Here is a 15,924-nt window from a genome sequence, read left to right on the forward strand (position 1 = left end):
GACGGGCTTGGTACAATGTCAGGTTTCCCGCATGCGTCCCCGACGCCCTTAGCCTCTAAAAAATACCGTGATATCCACTGCCAATCTCACCATCCAGTTCGGTCCCAAACCTCTTTTCGAGAACGTTAGCGTCAAGTTCGGGGAAGGCAACCGGTACGGGCTGATCGGGGCCAATGGGTCCGGCAAGTCGACATTCATGAAGATCATCGGCGGCGACCTTGAGCCGTCGGCCGGCAACGTATCGCTGGAACCGGGCGTGCGCCTGGGCAAGCTGCGCCAGGACCAGTTCGCTTTCGAAGACCTGCGCGTGCTGGACGTGGTCATGATGGGCCACACCGAAATGTGGGCCGCGATGTCCGAGCGCGACGCCATCTACGCGAACCCGGAGGCGTCCGAGGACGACTACATGCGCGCGGCCGAACTGGAAGCCAAGTTCGCCGAATACGACGGCTACACCGCCGAAGCGCGCGCCGGCGAACTGCTGCTGGGCCTGGAAATCGCCGTCGACCTGCACAACCTGCCGATGCGCGAAGTCGCGCCCGGCTGGAAGCTGCGCGTGCTGCTGGCCCAGGCGCTGTTCTCCAATCCGGACGTGCTGCTGCTGGACGAACCGACCAACAACCTGGATATCAACACGATCCGCTGGCTGGAGAACGTGCTCAACGGCTACCAGAGCACGATGATCATCATCAGCCACGACCGCCACTTCCTGAACCAGGTGTGCACGCACATGGCCGACGTGGACTACGGCGAGATCCGGATCTACCCGGGCAACTACGACGACTACATGCTGGCCTCCACCCAGGCCCGCGAGCGTCTGGTGGCCAACAACGCCAAGGCCAAGGAACGCGTGGCCGAACTGCAGGACTTCGTGCGCCGTTTCGCCGCCAACAAGTCCAAGTCGCGCCAGGCCACCTCGCGCCTCAAGCAGATCGACCGCATCAAGTCCGAGCAGGTCGTGGTCAAGCCGTCGTCGCGCCAGAACCCCTACATCCGCTTCGAGCAGAACAAGGTCATGCACCGTCTGGCGGTCACGGTCGAGCACCTGTCCAAGGCCTACGACGCGCCCGTGATCCGCAACTTCTCCGCCATGGTCGATGCCGGCGAGAAGATCGCCATCATCGGCGCCAACGGCGTGGGCAAGACCACCTTGCTGCGCCTGCTGGCCACCGACCTGCAACCGGACTCCGGTTCGGTGAAGTGGTCGGAGAACGCGGACCTGGGCTATATGGCGCAGGACGTGTCGGATCAATTCCTGCAAACCGACGTCAACCTGCTGGACTGGATGGGCGAACACCGCCAGCCGGGCGACGACGACCAGTCGATCCGCTCCGTGCTGGGCCGCTTGCTGTTCTCGGCGGACGATCTACCCAAGGCGCCCAAGGTGCTGTCCGGCGGCGAAAAGAACCGCATGACCTTCGGCCGCCTGATGCTGGGCCGGCACAACGTCATGCTGCTCGACGAGCCCACCAACCACCTGGACATGGAATCGATCGAGTCGCTGCAGTTCGCGCTGGAAAAGTACGAAGGCACGCTGGTCTTCGTGTCCCACGACCGCGAGTTCGTGTCCGGCCTGGCCACGCGCGTGATCGAAATCCTGCCCTCGGGCGAGATCGTCGACTACCGCGGCACCTACGACGACTACCTGACCTCCCGCGGCATCGACGCCTGAGGTCCGAGCTTGCGCGGCGCGGCCCCTTGAGGGCGGCCCGCCGCGTTCAGCCTGCTGCAAACCTGGCTGGGCTATCATCCGGGTAAACCCTGGCGCCGCTTCGGCCAGGCATTCCTGCCGCTCCCCCACATGTCCCCCACACCGCATGCCGCGCCCGATGGCGCGCAGATCGGCATGTTCACGCTGACGTTCCGCATCGTTTCCATCGCGTTCTTCACCTTCATCTGCTATCTGGCCATCGGCCTGCCGCTGGCCGTGCTGCCCGGTTACGTGCACGACCAGCTCGGCTACGGTTCGGTGCTGGCCGGCCTGGCGATCAGCGTGCAATACGCAGCCACCTTGCTCAGCCGCTCGCACGCGGGCCGCATGGCGGACACGGTGGGGCCCAAGCAGACCGTGGTGATCGGCATGGCGGCTTGCGCCGCCAGCGGGGTGTTCCTGCTGCTGGCATACGCCTTCGAGCGCAGCGCCTGGCTCAGCCTGGCGATGATCATCGTCAGCCGGTTGGCGCTGGGCTTCGGCGAAAGCTGGGTGGGCACGGGCTCGGCCACCTGGGCCATCGCTCGGGTGGGGCCGCTGCATACCGCGCGCGTCATTTCCTGGAACGGCATCTGCACCTACGGCGGCCTCGCGCTGGGCGCGCCGCTGGGCGTGTACCTGGAGCAGCAATGGAGCATGGGCGCGCTGGGCGGCGCGGTGCTGCTGCTGGGGCTGGCCGGCCTGGGCATGGCGGTGTCGCGCGCGGCGGTCGCCATCGTGGGCGGGCACCGCATGGCATTCAAGAGCGTGGTGCTGCGCGTCTTCCCCCATGGCATGGCGCTGGGCCTGGGATCGGTGGGCTTCGGAACCCTGGCGGCCTTCGTGGCCCTGTACTACGCCAGCGCGTCCTGGGACGGGGCGGCGCATGCGCTGAGCGCGTTCGGCTGCGCCTTCATCGGGGTGCGGCTGCTGTTCGCCGGCACCATCACGCGTTTCGGCGGCTTCCGCGTGGCGCAGGCGTCCTTCGTGGTCGAGGCCGCGGGCCTGCTGTTGCTGTGGCTGGCGCCCAACCCGGGCGCGGCCTTGCTGGGGGCGGCGTTGACCGGCTGCGGTTTCGCCCTGGTATTTCCCGCCATCGGCGTGGAGGCCGTGGCTCGCGTGCCCCCTGGCAGCCGCGGCGCGGCGCTGGGCGCGTACTCCGCCTTCCTGGATCTGGCGCTGGGCGTCACCGGCCCCATCGCGGGGTATATTTCGAGCGGATTCGGCTATCCGGCCATCTTCCTGGCGGCCGCCATGTCGGTGCTGACCGGTTTCCTGATTGCCTTCGGCCTGCAGCGCCACGCCGTCCGGACGGCTTCCAGGGCCTGACCTTTATTACGAAAAGAAGTTAAGACATTCAATATTGATCGTTTGGATTCATATAACGAATTGTTAGATTTGAGGCTCGTTTTCCACGCGCGCCACGATTCGTTCCATGAACCTCACTTTCGACCACGTACACAAGCACTTCGGCGAACTCCCCGTCGTGGACGGTTTCGCCAGCGAAATCAAGGCCGGTGAACTGGTCGCGCTGGTCGGCCCGTCGGGCTGCGGCAAGTCCACCTTGCTGCATCTGGCGGCAGGCCTGGAGAAGCCCACCCAGGGCGCCGTGCTCGCCGACGGCCAGGCCGTCTCCGGCCCGCACCCCAGCCGCACCCTGGTGTTCCAGGAGCATGCGCTGTACCCCTGGCTGACGCTGCTGGACAACGTGGCGCTGGCGCTGGAATTCCAGAAGGCGCCCAAGGCCCGCGCCCGCGAGGCTGCGCGGCAATGGCTGGCGCGCGTCAGCCTGGCCGGCTTCGAAGACTACTACCCCCACCAGGTTTCGGGCGGCATGCGGCAACGCGCCGCGCTGGCCAGGGCGTTCATCGCCCAGCCGCAGACGCTGCTCATGGACGAGCCCTTCGGCGCGCTGGACGCGCTCACCCGGCTCAGCCTGCAGGACGTGCTGCGCCAGCTGATCGCCCAGGAAAAGCCCACCGTGCTGCTCGTGACCCACGACGTCGACGAGGCCCTGTTCCTGGCGGATCGCATCATCGTCTTCAGCCCGCGCCCGGCGCGCGTGCTGCGCGAGTTCAACCTGGCGCACCACGAAAAGACCCACGACCTGTCCGGCCTGGCCGCCGAGAAGCGCGAGATCCTGCGCCTGCTCGGCATCGCGGTGGACGGGGCGGGCGCGCCCGCCGACCTGGCCCTGGCCGCCTGACGGTCCCTTTTCGGATTCTTCCTGGCGGCGCTCGCGCCGCCGCCCCCCGATTCCCCTGGAGCTCTCCTCATGAAATTGAAGCAATGGCTGTCCCTGCCGCTGGCTGCGGCGCTGCTGGCCGCGGCCCCCGCGATGGCCGCCGAAAAATTCCGCGTGGGCTACCTGCGCGTCATGGACGATGCGCAAGCCATCGTCGCCCAGGAGGGCGGCTACTACAAAAAGGCCGGCCTGGATTCCGAACTGATCGAATTCAAATCCGGCACCGACCTGATCAAGGCCATCGTCGGCGGCCAGCTGGACATCGGCGTGCTCGGCTTCACCAACGCCGTGGCCTGGGCCTCCAAGGGCGCGGACCTGAAGGTGGTGGGCGGCGCGCAGCAGGGCTACCACTCGCTGATCGTGCGCGACGATTCCGGCATCAAGGACATCGCCGGCCTGAAGGGCAAGACCCTGGCCTCGCAGGCCGAAGGCAGCACGGCGGACGTGGTCCTGAAGGGCGTGGTGCTCAAGCAGGGCAACCTGGGCGCCGACGACGTCAACGTCATGGGCGTGAGCCCCGCCGTGGCGGTGCAGTCGCTGGTGGGCAAGCGCGTGGACGCGGCGTTCCTGTTCGAACCCTATGACCGCATCGCGCAGCTCGTCGCCCCGGTCAAGCAGATCTACGAAGTGGGCCAGGCCTGGCCGTTCCCGTGCATGGTCGTGATTACTTCCGGCGAAACGCTGGCCAAGCGCAAGGACGACGTCTGGAAGGCCCTGGACGCGCAGAATCAGGCCATCGAGCTGTTGCAGAAGGAACCGGCCCAGGCTTCCAAGCTGATCGCCTCGTATTTCATCGCGGAGCCCACGCTCAAGACCCTGACCCGCGGCGAACTGCCGCGCGAGACGGTCATCGCCGAAGCCATCGGCACGCAGGTCTTCACGCCCAAGCTGACCGAGAAGGACACCCGCCGCATGCAGGAAATCGCCGATATCCTGCAGGCCCAGGGCTCGCTCAAGACGCGTGACGGCAAGCCGTACGACGTCTCCAGCATTGTCGACCTGTCCTGGCAAGAGGCTCGCAAGCTTTGAGCGCATCCACCCGAGTCACCGGCGCCCGCAAGCATCTCGCGGGCGTGCTGGGCGTAGTGTTCATCCTGGCGCTCTGGCAGTTGGCGTCGTTCGCGCTGCCGGACTTCCTCATGCCGGGCGTTCCGGCCGTCGTCGAGCGCCTGTTCGAGGACCTGGGCAAGCAATCCTTCCACCAGAGCCTGCTGGGCACGCTGGGCCGGCTGGGCGCGGGCTACGGCCTGGCGCTGGCCGCCGGCATCGGCTTCGGGCTGGTGGCGGCCGTGCTGTTCTTCTTCCGCGAAGTGCTGCGCAGCGCCATCGTCATCCTGCAATCGATCCCCTCGATCGCCTGGGTGCCGCTGTTCCTGATCGTTATGGGCTTCGGCAACACGCCCATCATCGTGGTGGTGGCGCTGTCGGCGTTTTTCCCGGCCGCCCTCAGCGTGATGAACGCCACGGAATCCGTGCAGCGCGTCCACGTGGCGGCGGCGCGGGTCATGGGCGCCACGCCCTGGGGCCTGGTCAAGCGCGTCTACCTGCCGGCCGTGATGCCGGAGCTCATTACGGGCGCGCAGCTGGCCTTCGGCAATGCCTGGCGCGCCCTGATCTCCGCGGAAATGCTGATCGGCTTCGGCAAGGGCCTGGGCCGCTCGCTGGCGTATTCGGGCGAGATCGCCGACATGACCGGCGTGATGACCAACATCCTGGTTATCGCGGTGCTGGCGGCGCTGATCGACCAGTTCGTGCTTGAGAACCTCAAGCATCGCCTGCTGCGCTACCAGTACGTGTGAGCGCGACGGAGGCCCGCATGATTCGCCATCTACGCCTGTTCGCCCTTGGCGCCTGCCTGGCGGCGGGCGCCGCGCACGCCCAGGCCGAACCGTTCGCGGCGGCGCGCGGGCGGGGGGAACTGGTGGTGGGGGTCCCGTACCTGGCGCCGCCGCCCGAGGCCGGCGCCAAGATCCGCACGCCGGACGGCCTGGACGCCGCCGCGGCCGAGCGGCTGGGGCAGAGCCTGGGCCTGCCGGTGCGCCTGCGGCAGCTGTCGGCCGAGCAGGCCGCGGCCGCGCTGGCGACGGGCGAGGCGGACCTGGTGCTGGCCGACGGCGCGGCGGGCCTGCCGGCGTCGGTCGCCGCGCAAGCCACCGGCTACGCGGTCCGCCCCAAGGCCGTGATCCGCAGCGACACCCGGCTGCGGCGGCCGGACGACGCGCGCGGCCGCAGCGTCTGCATGGCCGAGGCCGCCACGGCGTCTCGCGCCCTGGCGCAGCGCTGGGGCGCCGTCGTGCGCACTTACCGCGTGCCGTCCGACGCCCTGGTCGCGGTGCGCGAAGGCAGCTGCGACATCGGCCTGGTGGACGACGCGGTCTGGGAACCGCTGATGCGCTTTCCGGAGTGGAAGAAATTCTCGTCCACGCTGTCCGCCGACGGCGACCGGCATGAGCGGGTGTGGCTGCTGCGGGCGGACGACTCCGCCAGCCGCGGCTGGCTCGACCAGCAGATGCGCGACTGGAACCGCGCCGGCGCCTGGAAGGCCATGACCGTCAAATGGGCCCGCGACGTGGCGTTCGACGTCTATCTGGACCAGGAAGTCCCGGACTGCCACGGCTAGCGCCGGCGCGGCGGCCGCAGCCTGCACTTACAATGCCGGGCATGACGCACACGTTGACCGCTCCCTGCACCTACCAGGAAGACATCAAGAAAAGCCGCTTCGTCGCGCACGCGACGCCGGTGGCCACGGTGGAAGAGGCCATGCGCTTCTTCGCCGAACGCGGCGATCCGGAGGCGACCCACAACTGCTGGGCCTACCGCATCGGGCAAGAGTACCGTTTCAACGACGATGGCGAGCCCGGCGGCACCGCGGGACGCCCCATCCTGCAGGCCATAGAAGGGCAGGACATGGACCGCGTGGCGGTGCTGGTGGTGCGCTGGTTCGGGGGAGTGAAGCTCGGGGCGGGCGGATTGGTGCGCGCCTACGGCGGCTGCGCGGCGAATTGCCTGCGCCTGGGGGAGCGGACCGAGATCGTGGATCTTGCAACCGTTTCCTGCGCCTGCGGCTTCGCGGAATTGCCGCTGCTCAAGTCGCGCCTGGCCCAGGCGGGCGCCACGATCCAGCAGGAAGATTTCAACGCGGAAGGGGCCGTGCTGCGCTTCACGGTGCCGCGCGCGGCGGTCGACGAATTGGCCGTGACCGTGGCCAACATCACGCGCGGCCGAGCCGGATGGGATGTGACGTAGGATGGGTGAAGCGCGAGATTACTCGCGCAAGAACGCAATTGCCCAGCGCGCGAAACCCATGCGGCCGTGGGCAGATAATGCTTGGCATCGGCCGGAAAACACGCGATTGCGGCCGCATGGGTTTCGCGCGCTGGATACCTGAGTTCTTTCTCAAGAACTCTCGCGCTTCACCCATCCTACGCATCCTGCCCGTTTTGCGCGGCGGCGATTTCCTTGTGGACCTGTTCCATGTCCACTTCCTTGATCTTGGTGAGTAGCTCGTTCAGCTGGCCGGCCGACAGGGCGCCGGGCTGCGAGAATAGCAAGACCTTTTCGCGGAAGACCATCAGCGTCGGGATCGAGCGGATGCCCAGCGCGCCGGCCAGTTCCTGTTCGACGTCGGTATTCACCTTGGCGAACGTGACGTCGGGGTGCTCGGCGGCGGCCTGTTCGAAAACCGGCGCGAAGCCGCGGCACGGGCCGCACCAGGGCGCCCAGAAGTCGACGATCAGGGTGCCGTCGGGGGTGATGGCGTCTTGGAAGCTGTCTTTGGTGAGTTCAACGGTACTCATTTTGAATCCTTGCCGCGCGAGCGGCGAAAAAGCGGTGTCTGATCAGGCGACGCTGCGGCATTGCATGCTCTTTGGGCCATAGTAGAGCCGGTCGCCGTTGCGTCGCAATGGTTGGCGCCGGGGCGGGCCCGGCCGGCGGCGCTCAGGCGGGGGCGCCCTGCTTCAGGGAAGCCACGATCTCGAAAGAGCGCAGGCGGTCGGCGATGTTGTAGAAATCGGAAACGATCATCACCTCGTCGGCCTCGGTTTCGGCTACCAGCGCCTCCAGTTCGCGCCGGACGGTATCCGGGCCGCCGACGATGGCGGCGCCCAGTCTTTGATTGACCGCCTCGCGCTCCCATTCGTTCCACACGCCGTCCATGCTGTCCACGGGCGGCTGCAGTTGCAGCCGGTGGCCCCGCACCAGCGACAGGAACTTCAGCTGCTGGGTGGTGGCCTGGTGGCGGGCTTCCTCGTCGGTTTCCGCGGCCACGACCGGCACGCCGATCATGGCGTAGGGCCGGGCCAGCGTCGCCGACGGCTTGAACAGGTGGCGGTACAGGCGCATCGCCGCCATGCCCTCGGGCGAGAAGTGCCCGGCGAACGAGAACGGCAGGCCGAGTTCGGCCGCCAGCCTGGCACTGAAATCGCTGGATCCGAGCAGCCAGATCGGGATGTCCAGGCCTTCGCCCGGAATGGCGCGAACCGGCTGTCCGGGCCGCGACGGCGCCAGGAAGCCGCGCAATTCTTCCACCAGCGCCGGGAATTCCAGGCCGCTGCGCGGACCGCGGCGCAGCGCGTGCTGCGTGGCGCCGTCGCTGCCGGGCGCGCGGCCCAGGCCCAGGTCGATGCGGCCGGGGTACAGGGTTTCGAGCGTGCCGAACTGCTCGGCGATGATCAGCGGCGCGTGGTTGGGCAGCATGACGCCGCCCGAACCCACGCGCAGGGTGTTCGTATGGCCGGCCACGTGCCCGATCAGCACGGCGGTGGCGCTGCTGGCCACGCCGTTGATGTTGTGGTGCTCGGCGAGCCAGAAGCGCTTGTATCCCAGGCGCTCGACGTGCTGGGCCAGCGCCACCGTGTTGCGGAAGGCGTCGGCCGCGTCGCGGCCCTGCACAATGGGGGCCAGGTCGAGGACGGAAAAGGGGATGCGGGCGAGGCTGCTCATGCGGAAACCTCCGGGCTCGCGGGGCGACAGGACAGGGCGGGGATAGGGGGCGTGAAACGCAAGGCGGACTCCATATACCGTGATACATGGGGAGTGTATCGGCGAAATCAACCTGGGCCGCCAGCAACCTTATGGGCCGGCGGGTTGATTGAATTTGCCTATCCCGCTGATTGGGGAAAGCGTCGCCCCGGGAGCCTTCTTGCCGAAGGCCCCGGGGCGGCCGGGCCTTATCCGGGGAAGAAGGCGTAGCGGATCACGAACAGGGCGGCGACCAGCCAGGTGGCCGGATGCACGTCGCGAATCTTGCCGGTGGCGGTCTTGAGCACCACGTAGCTGATGAAGCCGAAGGCGATGCCGTTGGCGATCGAGTACGTGAAGGGCATGACCAGCGCCGTCAGCGCGGCCGGGGTGGCCTCGCACACGTCGTTCCAGTCGATGTCGATCAGCTCGCGCATCATCAGGCCGGCAACGTAGAGCAAGGCGGGCGCGGTGGCGTAGGCGGGCACGGCGCCGGCCAGCGGGGAGATGAACAGCGCGGCCAGGAACAGCAGCGCCACGATCAGCGCGGTCATGCCGGTGCGGCCGCCGGCCTGCACGCCCGAGGCGCTTTCCACATAGGCGGTGGTGCTGCTCGTGCCCAGCATGGAGCCGGCCACGATGGCGGTGCTGTCGGCGAACAGCGCGCGGCCCAGGCGGTTGGGCCGGTTCTCGGGCATCAGGCCCGCGCGGCGGGCCACGCCCACCAGCGTGCCGGTGGCGTCGAACACCTCCACCAGCACGAACACCAGGATCACGTGCACGAAGCCGCTGTGCAGCGCGCCCATGATGTCCAGCTTGAACAGCGTGGGCGACAGGCTGGGCGGGGCGGCGAAGATGCCCTTGAATTCGTTGTAGCCCAGCACCATGGACAGCAGGGTCACCGCGACGATGCCGATCAGGATGGCGCCGCGCACGCGCAGAGCGTCCAGCGCCGCGATGATGAAGAAGCCCAGGATGGCGAACAGCGGGCCGGGCTTGGTCAGGTCGCCCAGCGTGACCTTGGTGGCGGGATGCGCCACGACGATGTCGGCGTTGGACAGCGCGATAATGGCGAGGAACAGGCCGATCCCCGCGGCGATGGCGCTGCGCAGGGAATGCGGGATGCCCTTGACCAGCCATACCCGGATGCCCGAGATCGTCAGGAACAGGAAGATCACGCCCGAGATGAACACGGCGCCCAGCGCCTGCTCCCAGGTATAGCCCATGGTCTTGACGACGGTGAACGCGAAGAAGGCATTCAGGCCCATGCCCGGCGCCATGCCGATGGGCCAGTTGGCGATCAGCGCCATCACCAGCGAGCCCAGCGCGGCGGCCAGGCAGGTGGCGACGAACACCGCGTCGCGGTCCATGCCGGTCGACGACAGGATGTCGGGGTTGACGAAGATGATGTACGACATGGTCAGGAATGTCGTCAGGCCGGCCACGAGTTCCGTGCGAGCGGTCGTGCCGTGTTCACGCAGCTTGAATAGCTTCTCCAGCATTCGAGTCCCCAGTATGTTTGCAGGCTTGCGGTTGCCGCGGGCGGGCGGGGCCGTCCGCGCATTATTGATGGTATGGATGAACAAACCCGCGTATTTTCGCATCAGTTGTAAACTCTGCCGCCATGATCATTCTCGGCTTTGAAAGCTCCTGCGACGAAACCGGCGTCGCGGCCGTCTGTACGGAACGGGGCCTGCTCGCGCACGCGCTGCACACCCAGATCGCCATGCACCAGGAATACGGTGGCGTGGTGCCGGAACTCGCCTCGCGCGACCACATCCGCCGCGTCGTGCCGCTGACCCGCCAGGTGCTCGAAGACGCGGGCCTGCAAATGTCCGACATCGGCGCCGTGGCCTACACGGCCGGCCCCGGTCTCGCCGGCGCCTTGCTGGTGGGCGCCAGTGTCGCGCAGTCGTTCGCCTGGGCCCGGCACCTGCCGGCCATCGGCATCCACCACCTGGAAGGGCATCTGCTGTCGCCGATGCTGGCCGATCCGCGGCCGGACTTCCCCTTCGTGGCGCTGCTGGTGTCCGGCGGCCATACCCAGCTGATGCGGGTGGACGGCGTGGGCCGCTACGAATTGCTGGGCGAAACGCTGGACGACGCCGCGGGCGAGGCCTTCGACAAATCCGCCAAGCTGATGGGCCTGGGCTACCCCGGCGGTCCGGCGTTGTCCAGGCTGGCCGCCAGCGGCGACGCCACGCGCTTCGACCTGCCGCGCCCCATGTTGCACAGCGGCGACCTGGATTTCAGCTTCAGCGGCCTGAAAACGGCCGTCCTGACCCGGGTGAAGGCCGCCGAGGCGGCCGGCGGGCTGGACGAGCAGGCCCGCGCCGACCTGGCGGCGGCCACCCAGGCCGCCATCGTCGAGGTGCTGGCGGCCAAGGCCATTCGCGCCCTGAAACAGACGGGCCTGAAGCGGCTGGTGGTGGCGGGAGGCGTGGGCGCCAACCAGCTGCTGCGCGCCAAGCTGGACGCGGCGCTCAAGCCGCTGAAGGCGCGCGCCTATTTCCCGCCGCTGGAGCTGTGCACCGACAACGGCGCGATGATCGCCTTCGCCGCCGCGGAGCGCGTCAAGGCGGGCCTGGCGGTCCTGGACGCGGAGGCGCACAGCTTCACCGTGAAGCCGCGCTGGGACCTGGCGGATATCGCCTGAATCCGAGGACGTCCCCCGCCCGCCGGCGGCGAGCGGCCAGTCCGCGGGCTGCTACCGGGCAGCAGACGGGCGCGTCGGGGTGGCCCTAGGCGCGCGCCAACCCGGCAACGGGGCGAAAAACGCCGCGCCAGGACGGCAAAAGGGCGGCAGAGGCCGCCCTGTATTCCTGCCAGCCGCCTTGCCGCCGGTCTTATTTTTTCTTGCCGCCGATCCGGCTTTCCGTGCCCTGGAGCAGGCGGGTGATGTTGGCGCGGTGACGGTAGAACAGCAGGATGCCGATGATGGCCAGCGCCACGCCCATGGCGGGCTGCGCGTACCAGGCCAGGCCGGAGCCGAACACGTAGTACACCGGGGCGAAAAAGGCCGCCACGAGCGACGCCAGCGACGAATAGCGGAAGAAGATGGCGATGATCAGCCAGGTGGCGGCCGTGGCCACCGCCAGCCAGGGCTGGATGGCCACCAGCACGCCCAGCGCCGTGGCCACCCCCTTGCCGCCCTTGAAGCCCAGGAAAACGGGGTATAGATGGCCCAGGAAGGCGGCCAGCGCCACCGCCGCCAGCGCCCCGACGGGGATGCCAGGGGCGATCTTCTCGGCCAGCCAGATCGCGAACCATCCCTTGGCGGCGTCGCCCAGCAGCGTCAGCGCGGCGGCGGTCTTGTTGCCGGTGCGCAGCACATTGGTGGCGCCCGGGTTCTTGGATCCGTAGCTGCGGGGGTCCTGCAGGCCCATGAGCTTGCTGACCACCACGGCGAAGGGCACGGAGCCGATCAGGTAGGCCAGCAGGATGAGCGCCAGATTGAACGCCAGGGAGGGTGCGGTTATCGCCATGGAAAGGGAGTCCGTTATTGTCGTAATGGCTGCGGATTCTACCGCGCTCCACGCCGGGGCCGGCTACGGGTTATCGAGCGGGGTCCCGACAGGGCGGCGCAAGCCGGTCATACGGATGGCGCCCGCGGACGGTACAATCCGACACGTCCACCCGTGTCATATTTTCTTTCGGATGCACAATGCGAATTCTGGTTTCGAACGATGATGGTTACTCCGCCCCCGGGCTCGAAGCGCTGGTTGCGGCGCTGCAAGGGCTGGGCGATCTCACCGTCGTCGCGCCCGAGACCAACCACAGCGGCGCATCGAACTCCCTGACGCTGAACCGCCCCTTGTCGGTGCGCACCGCCTCCAACGGCTTCATCGCCGTCAACGGCACGCCCTCCGACTGCGTGCACGTGGCCCTCACCGGGCTCATGGACGCGCGCCCGGACCTGGTCGTGTCGGGCATCAACAACGGCGCCAACATGGGCGACGACACCCTGTACTCGGGCACCGTGGCCGCCGCCAGCGAAGGGTATCTGTTCGGCATCCCCGCCATCGCGTTTTCGCTGGCGGAGAAGGGCTGGGCGCACATCGATTCCGCCGCGCGCGCCGCGCGCCTCGTGGTCGAGCGCCACCTGGCGCAGCCCCTGGCCGCGCCGGTGCTGCTGAACGTCAATATCCCCAGCCGCCGCTTCGAAGACATGCACGGCTTCGCGGTCACGCGGCTGGGCAAGCGCCATCCGTCGCAGCCCGTGGTGCGCACCACCACGCCCTACGGCGATACGGTGTACTGGATCGGTCCGGTGGGCCTGGCGGCGGACGCAGCGCCGGGCACCGACTTTCATGCCGTCGAACAGGGCACGGTGTCCGTCACGCCGCTGCGGCTGGATCTCACCCAGCACAGCCAGCTCGACGAGATCCGTGCGTGGGCGGAGCCGCTATGCGCAAACGCGTAAGCCAACCGGACGTGTCGCAGGCCGTGCCCGGACGCAGCGGCCCCGTCCGCTACGAGTCGGGCCGGCTCAGCCCCGGCGTCACGCCGGCCAACAGCAACACCCGCATCTCCGCGGCCACGCTGCAGCGCCAGACCCAGGCGCCGGCGCCCGCGGCCGGCGGCAACCTGGGCCTGAACTCCGACCGCCTGCGCCAAGCGATGGTGGAGCGGCTGCGCGCCCAGGGCATCAGCGACGAACGCGTGCTGACCGCCATGGGCGCGGTGCCGCGCCATCTGTTCGTGGACGAGGCGCTGGCCAGCCGCGCCTACGAAGACGCGGCGCTGCCCATCGGCCATTCGCAAACCATTTCCCAACCCTGGGTGGTGGCGCGCATGATCGCGGCCGCCTGCGAAGACCGCGCGCCCACCCGGGTGTTGGAAGTCGGCGCGGGCTGCGGCTATCAGGCCGCGGTGCTGGCGCAGTTCGTGCGCGAGGTGCATTCCATCGAACGCATCCGCGGGCTGTACGAACTCGCGCGCGAGCATCTGCGCGCCTTGCGGCTCACCACGAGGATCCGCCTCATCTATGGCGACGGCATGCTGGGCCTGCCCGGCGTGGCGCCGTTCGATGCTATCGTTGTGGCTGCCGCTGGCCTCGCCATTCCGCAAGCGCTCTTGTCGCAGCTTGCGCCGGGTGGCCGCCTGATCGCTCCGGAAGGGGGCGCCAACCAGCGCCTGGTTCTGATCGAACGCACAGGCGCGGCCAGCTGGAAACGTACTGAATTAGAGGCCGTGCGCTTTGTGCCGCTACGGGCCGGAATACAATCTTGAGCAAACAGGAGAAACGTATGCTCAACGGGCAGTTGCAACTGACCGATATCACTCTGGGCGCGTCGTCGACGCGCCTGCGCCGCCCGCTCTTCATCGCGGGGGCGCTCAGCCTGGCCATCCTGGCCGGCTGCGCATCCAAAGGTACTCGCGCTCCGGTGGTCGACATGACCGGCGGGCAACCCGCGCCGTCGGCACAGCCCGGCGGCACCTACGTAGTCAAGCCGGGCGACACGCTTTACAAGATCGCCCGCGCCAACAATGTGGACATCGAGAACGTCAAGCGCTGGAACAACCTCAGCGACCCCAACCAGATTTCCGTCGGGCAGGTCCTGAAGATGTCCGGCGGCTCGGGCGGCGGCGCGCAAACCGCGCCGGTCGCCGGCGCCAAGCCGCAGCCGCGTCCGCTGGACCAGCCCGAAACCGCCACGCCCGCGCCTGACGCCACGGCGACGCCGGCCCCCGCGCCGGTCGAGACCAAGCCCGCCACGCGCGCGGCGGATGCCGGCGTCATCAACTGGGCCTGGCCGGCGAACGGCCAGATCGTGCAGGGCTTCAACGCCAGCAGCAAGGGCATCGACATCGCCGGCGCGCTGGGCGATCCGATCACCGCGGCCGCCGACGGCCTGGTCAAGTACAGCGGCAACGGCGTTCGCGGCCTGGGCAACCTGATCATCGTCGAACACCAGAACGGCTTCATCACCGCCTACGCGCACAACCGCGCGGTGCTGGTGAAGACCGGCCAGACGGTCAAGCGCGGCGCCAAGATCGCCGAACTCGGCCAAAGCGATACCACCTCGCCGCGCCTGCACTTCGAAATCCGTCGCCAAGGCACGCCGGTGGACCCGATGCAGTACCTGCCCGCCAAATGACGCCCACCCTGGTATTCGACCTGGAAACCATCCCCGACGCCGACGGGCTGCGCAAGCTCAACGGCTGGGGGGCCGAGGTCCCCGACCAGGAAGTGGTGGAGCGCGCCCTGACCGCGCGCCGCGAGGCCGTGGGCCACGATTTCCTGCCGCTGCACCTGCACAAGGTCGCGGTGGTGGGCTGCGTGTTCCGCGACGACCAGGGCTTTCGCGTCAAGACGCTGGGCCAGCCCGATGATCCCGAGGCCGCCTTGCTGGCGGGCTTCTTCAAGACCATCGAGCGCTACACGCCCAAGCTGGTGAGCTGGAACGGCTCGGGCTTCGACCTGCCGGTGCTGCATTACCGCAGCCTGATCCAGGGCGTGCCCGCGCCGCGCTACTGGGACATGGGCGAGGAAGACCGCGATTTCAAGTTCAACAACTACATCTCGCGCTATCACTCCCGCCACCTGGACCTGATGGACCTGCTGGCCAAGTACAACGGCCGCGCCAACGCCCCGCTCGACGAACTGGCCAAGCTTTGCGGTTTTCCCGGCAAGCTGGGCATGGACGGCAGCAAGGTGTGGGAAGCCTGGAGCCAGGGCCGCGCCGACGAAGTGCGGGCCTATTGCGAAACGGACGTGGTCAACACCTGGCTGGTGTATTGCCGCTTCCGCTTCCTGCGCGGCGAACTCGACCGCACCTCCTACGAAGCCGAAATCGCCCTGGTGCGCGACACGCTCACCGCCAGCGACGCGCCGCACTGGAAGGAATACATGGCGGCCTGGGACGCCGACTGAAGCCGCTTGGAGGCCTCGCGCAAACGGGGGCCCAGGCAGACCGACGACGGGGCCCTCGCGGCCCCGTCGTCGCGTCCGGAGGCCGCGCAATCGACTGAAACATGGCCGACGCGGACGAAACCCGGATGAAACCGCCCCGATCGCACAATG

The 15,924-nt window shown here is 68.2% G+C and carries 16 protein-coding genes; 12 read left to right on the plus strand and 4 right to left on the minus strand.

Features of this window, described 5'->3' with window-relative positions; translation table 11 throughout:
- Positions 1-67 precede the first annotated feature (67 nt).
- From ADE01S_RS15150 to ADE01S_RS15180, 7 genes are all read left to right on the plus strand, one after another.
- Complete coding sequence (locus ADE01S_RS15150) at positions 68-1,672, plus strand: ABC-F family ATPase (RefSeq protein ID WP_062682550.1); 1,605 nt, start codon at positions 68-70, stop codon at positions 1,670-1,672.
- Positions 1,673-1,801: 129 nt separating this feature from the next.
- Complete coding sequence (locus ADE01S_RS15155) at positions 1,802-3,019, plus strand: MFS transporter (protein WP_062682551.1); 1,218 nt, start codon at positions 1,802-1,804, stop codon at positions 3,017-3,019.
- A 106-nt stretch (positions 3,020-3,125) separates the two neighbouring features.
- A complete protein-coding gene (locus tag ADE01S_RS15160; protein WP_062682552.1) occupies positions 3,126-3,896 on the plus strand; it encodes an ABC transporter ATP-binding protein in 771 nt (256 codons plus the stop codon).
- Between the two features lie 69 nt (positions 3,897-3,965).
- Positions 3,966-4,964 (plus strand): ABC transporter substrate-binding protein, encoded by a 999-nt coding sequence (locus tag ADE01S_RS15165; RefSeq protein ID WP_062682553.1) that lies wholly within the window; start codon positions 3,966-3,968, stop codon positions 4,962-4,964.
- The gene (locus tag ADE01S_RS15170; protein WP_062682554.1) at positions 4,961-5,734 is read left to right on the plus strand and encodes an ABC transporter permease; all 774 of its coding nucleotides are present in this window, start codon (positions 4,961-4,963) and stop codon (positions 5,732-5,734) included. The genes ADE01S_RS15165 and ADE01S_RS15170 overlap by 4 nt, the downstream gene beginning before the upstream one ends.
- Positions 5,735-5,751: 17 nt before the next feature.
- Positions 5,752-6,555: a transporter substrate-binding domain-containing protein gene (locus ADE01S_RS15175; RefSeq protein WP_062682609.1), complete on the plus strand. Its 804-nt coding sequence runs from the start codon at positions 5,752-5,754 to the stop codon at positions 6,553-6,555.
- 41 nt (positions 6,556-6,596) lie between these two features.
- A complete protein-coding gene (locus tag ADE01S_RS15180; RefSeq protein WP_062682610.1) occupies positions 6,597-7,181 on the plus strand; it encodes an IMPACT family protein in 585 nt (194 codons plus the stop codon).
- A 176-nt stretch (positions 7,182-7,357) separates the two neighbouring features.
- Here ADE01S_RS15180 and ADE01S_RS15185 read toward each other — a convergent pair whose 3' ends face one another.
- The 3 genes from ADE01S_RS15185 to ADE01S_RS15195 all read right to left on the minus strand — a co-directional run bounded on the left by ADE01S_RS15185 (position 7,358) and on the right by ADE01S_RS15195 (position 10,399).
- Positions 7,358-7,732, minus strand: a complete 375-nt coding sequence (locus ADE01S_RS15185) for a thioredoxin family protein (protein ID WP_062682555.1) — start codon at positions 7,730-7,732, stop codon at positions 7,358-7,360.
- A 142-nt stretch (positions 7,733-7,874) separates the two neighbouring features.
- The gene (locus tag ADE01S_RS15190) at positions 7,875-8,879 is read right to left on the minus strand and encodes an LLM class flavin-dependent oxidoreductase (protein WP_062682556.1); all 1,005 of its coding nucleotides are present in this window, start codon (positions 8,877-8,879) and stop codon (positions 7,875-7,877) included.
- A 227-nt stretch (positions 8,880-9,106) separates the two neighbouring features.
- Positions 9,107-10,399 carry an NCS2 family permease gene (locus ADE01S_RS15195; RefSeq protein ID WP_062682557.1) on the minus strand — a complete coding sequence of 431 codons (1,293 nt, stop codon included), beginning with the start codon at positions 10,397-10,399 and terminating at the stop codon, positions 9,107-9,109.
- A 122-nt stretch (positions 10,400-10,521) separates the two neighbouring features.
- On the opposite strand from ADE01S_RS15195, the gene tsaD reads away from it, so the two are divergent.
- Positions 10,522-11,553 carry a tRNA (adenosine(37)-N6)-threonylcarbamoyltransferase complex transferase subunit TsaD gene (tsaD, locus tag ADE01S_RS15200; protein WP_062682558.1) on the plus strand — a complete coding sequence of 344 codons (1,032 nt, stop codon included), beginning with the start codon at positions 10,522-10,524 and terminating at the stop codon, positions 11,551-11,553.
- A gap of 190 nt (positions 11,554-11,743) precedes the next feature.
- Here tsaD and plsY read toward each other — a convergent pair whose 3' ends face one another.
- Positions 11,744-12,382, minus strand: a complete 639-nt coding sequence (gene plsY, locus ADE01S_RS15205) for a glycerol-3-phosphate 1-O-acyltransferase PlsY (RefSeq protein WP_062682559.1) — start codon at positions 12,380-12,382, stop codon at positions 11,744-11,746.
- Between the two features lie 179 nt (positions 12,383-12,561).
- Between plsY and surE the strand changes: the two genes are divergently transcribed.
- Genes surE through ADE01S_RS15225 form a run of 4 tightly spaced genes read left to right on the plus strand, consistent with a single transcriptional unit; the run spans position 12,562 to position 15,774 of the window.
- On the plus strand, positions 12,562-13,320 hold the full coding sequence (surE, locus tag ADE01S_RS15210; RefSeq protein WP_062682560.1) for a 5'/3'-nucleotidase SurE: 759 nt from the start codon (positions 12,562-12,564) through the stop codon (positions 13,318-13,320).
- Positions 13,305-14,129, plus strand: coding sequence for a protein-L-isoaspartate(D-aspartate) O-methyltransferase (locus ADE01S_RS15215; protein WP_062682561.1), 825 nt, complete (start codon positions 13,305-13,307; stop codon positions 14,127-14,129). The genes surE and ADE01S_RS15215 overlap by 16 nt, the downstream gene beginning before the upstream one ends.
- 17 nt (positions 14,130-14,146) lie before the next feature.
- The gene (locus ADE01S_RS15220) at positions 14,147-14,998 is read left to right on the plus strand and encodes a peptidoglycan DD-metalloendopeptidase family protein (protein WP_062682562.1); all 852 of its coding nucleotides are present in this window, start codon (positions 14,147-14,149) and stop codon (positions 14,996-14,998) included.
- The gene (locus ADE01S_RS15225; protein ID WP_062682563.1) at positions 14,995-15,774 is read left to right on the plus strand and encodes a 3'-5' exonuclease; all 780 of its coding nucleotides are present in this window, start codon (positions 14,995-14,997) and stop codon (positions 15,772-15,774) included. Before ADE01S_RS15220 ends, ADE01S_RS15225 begins: the two co-directional genes overlap by 4 nt.
- The last annotated feature ends 150 nt before the right edge of the window (positions 15,775-15,924 follow it).

It is taken from the genome of Achromobacter denitrificans NBRC 15125 (assembly GCF_001571365.1).
GTDB classification, from domain to species: Bacteria; Pseudomonadota; Gammaproteobacteria; order Burkholderiales; family Burkholderiaceae_B; genus Achromobacter; species Achromobacter denitrificans.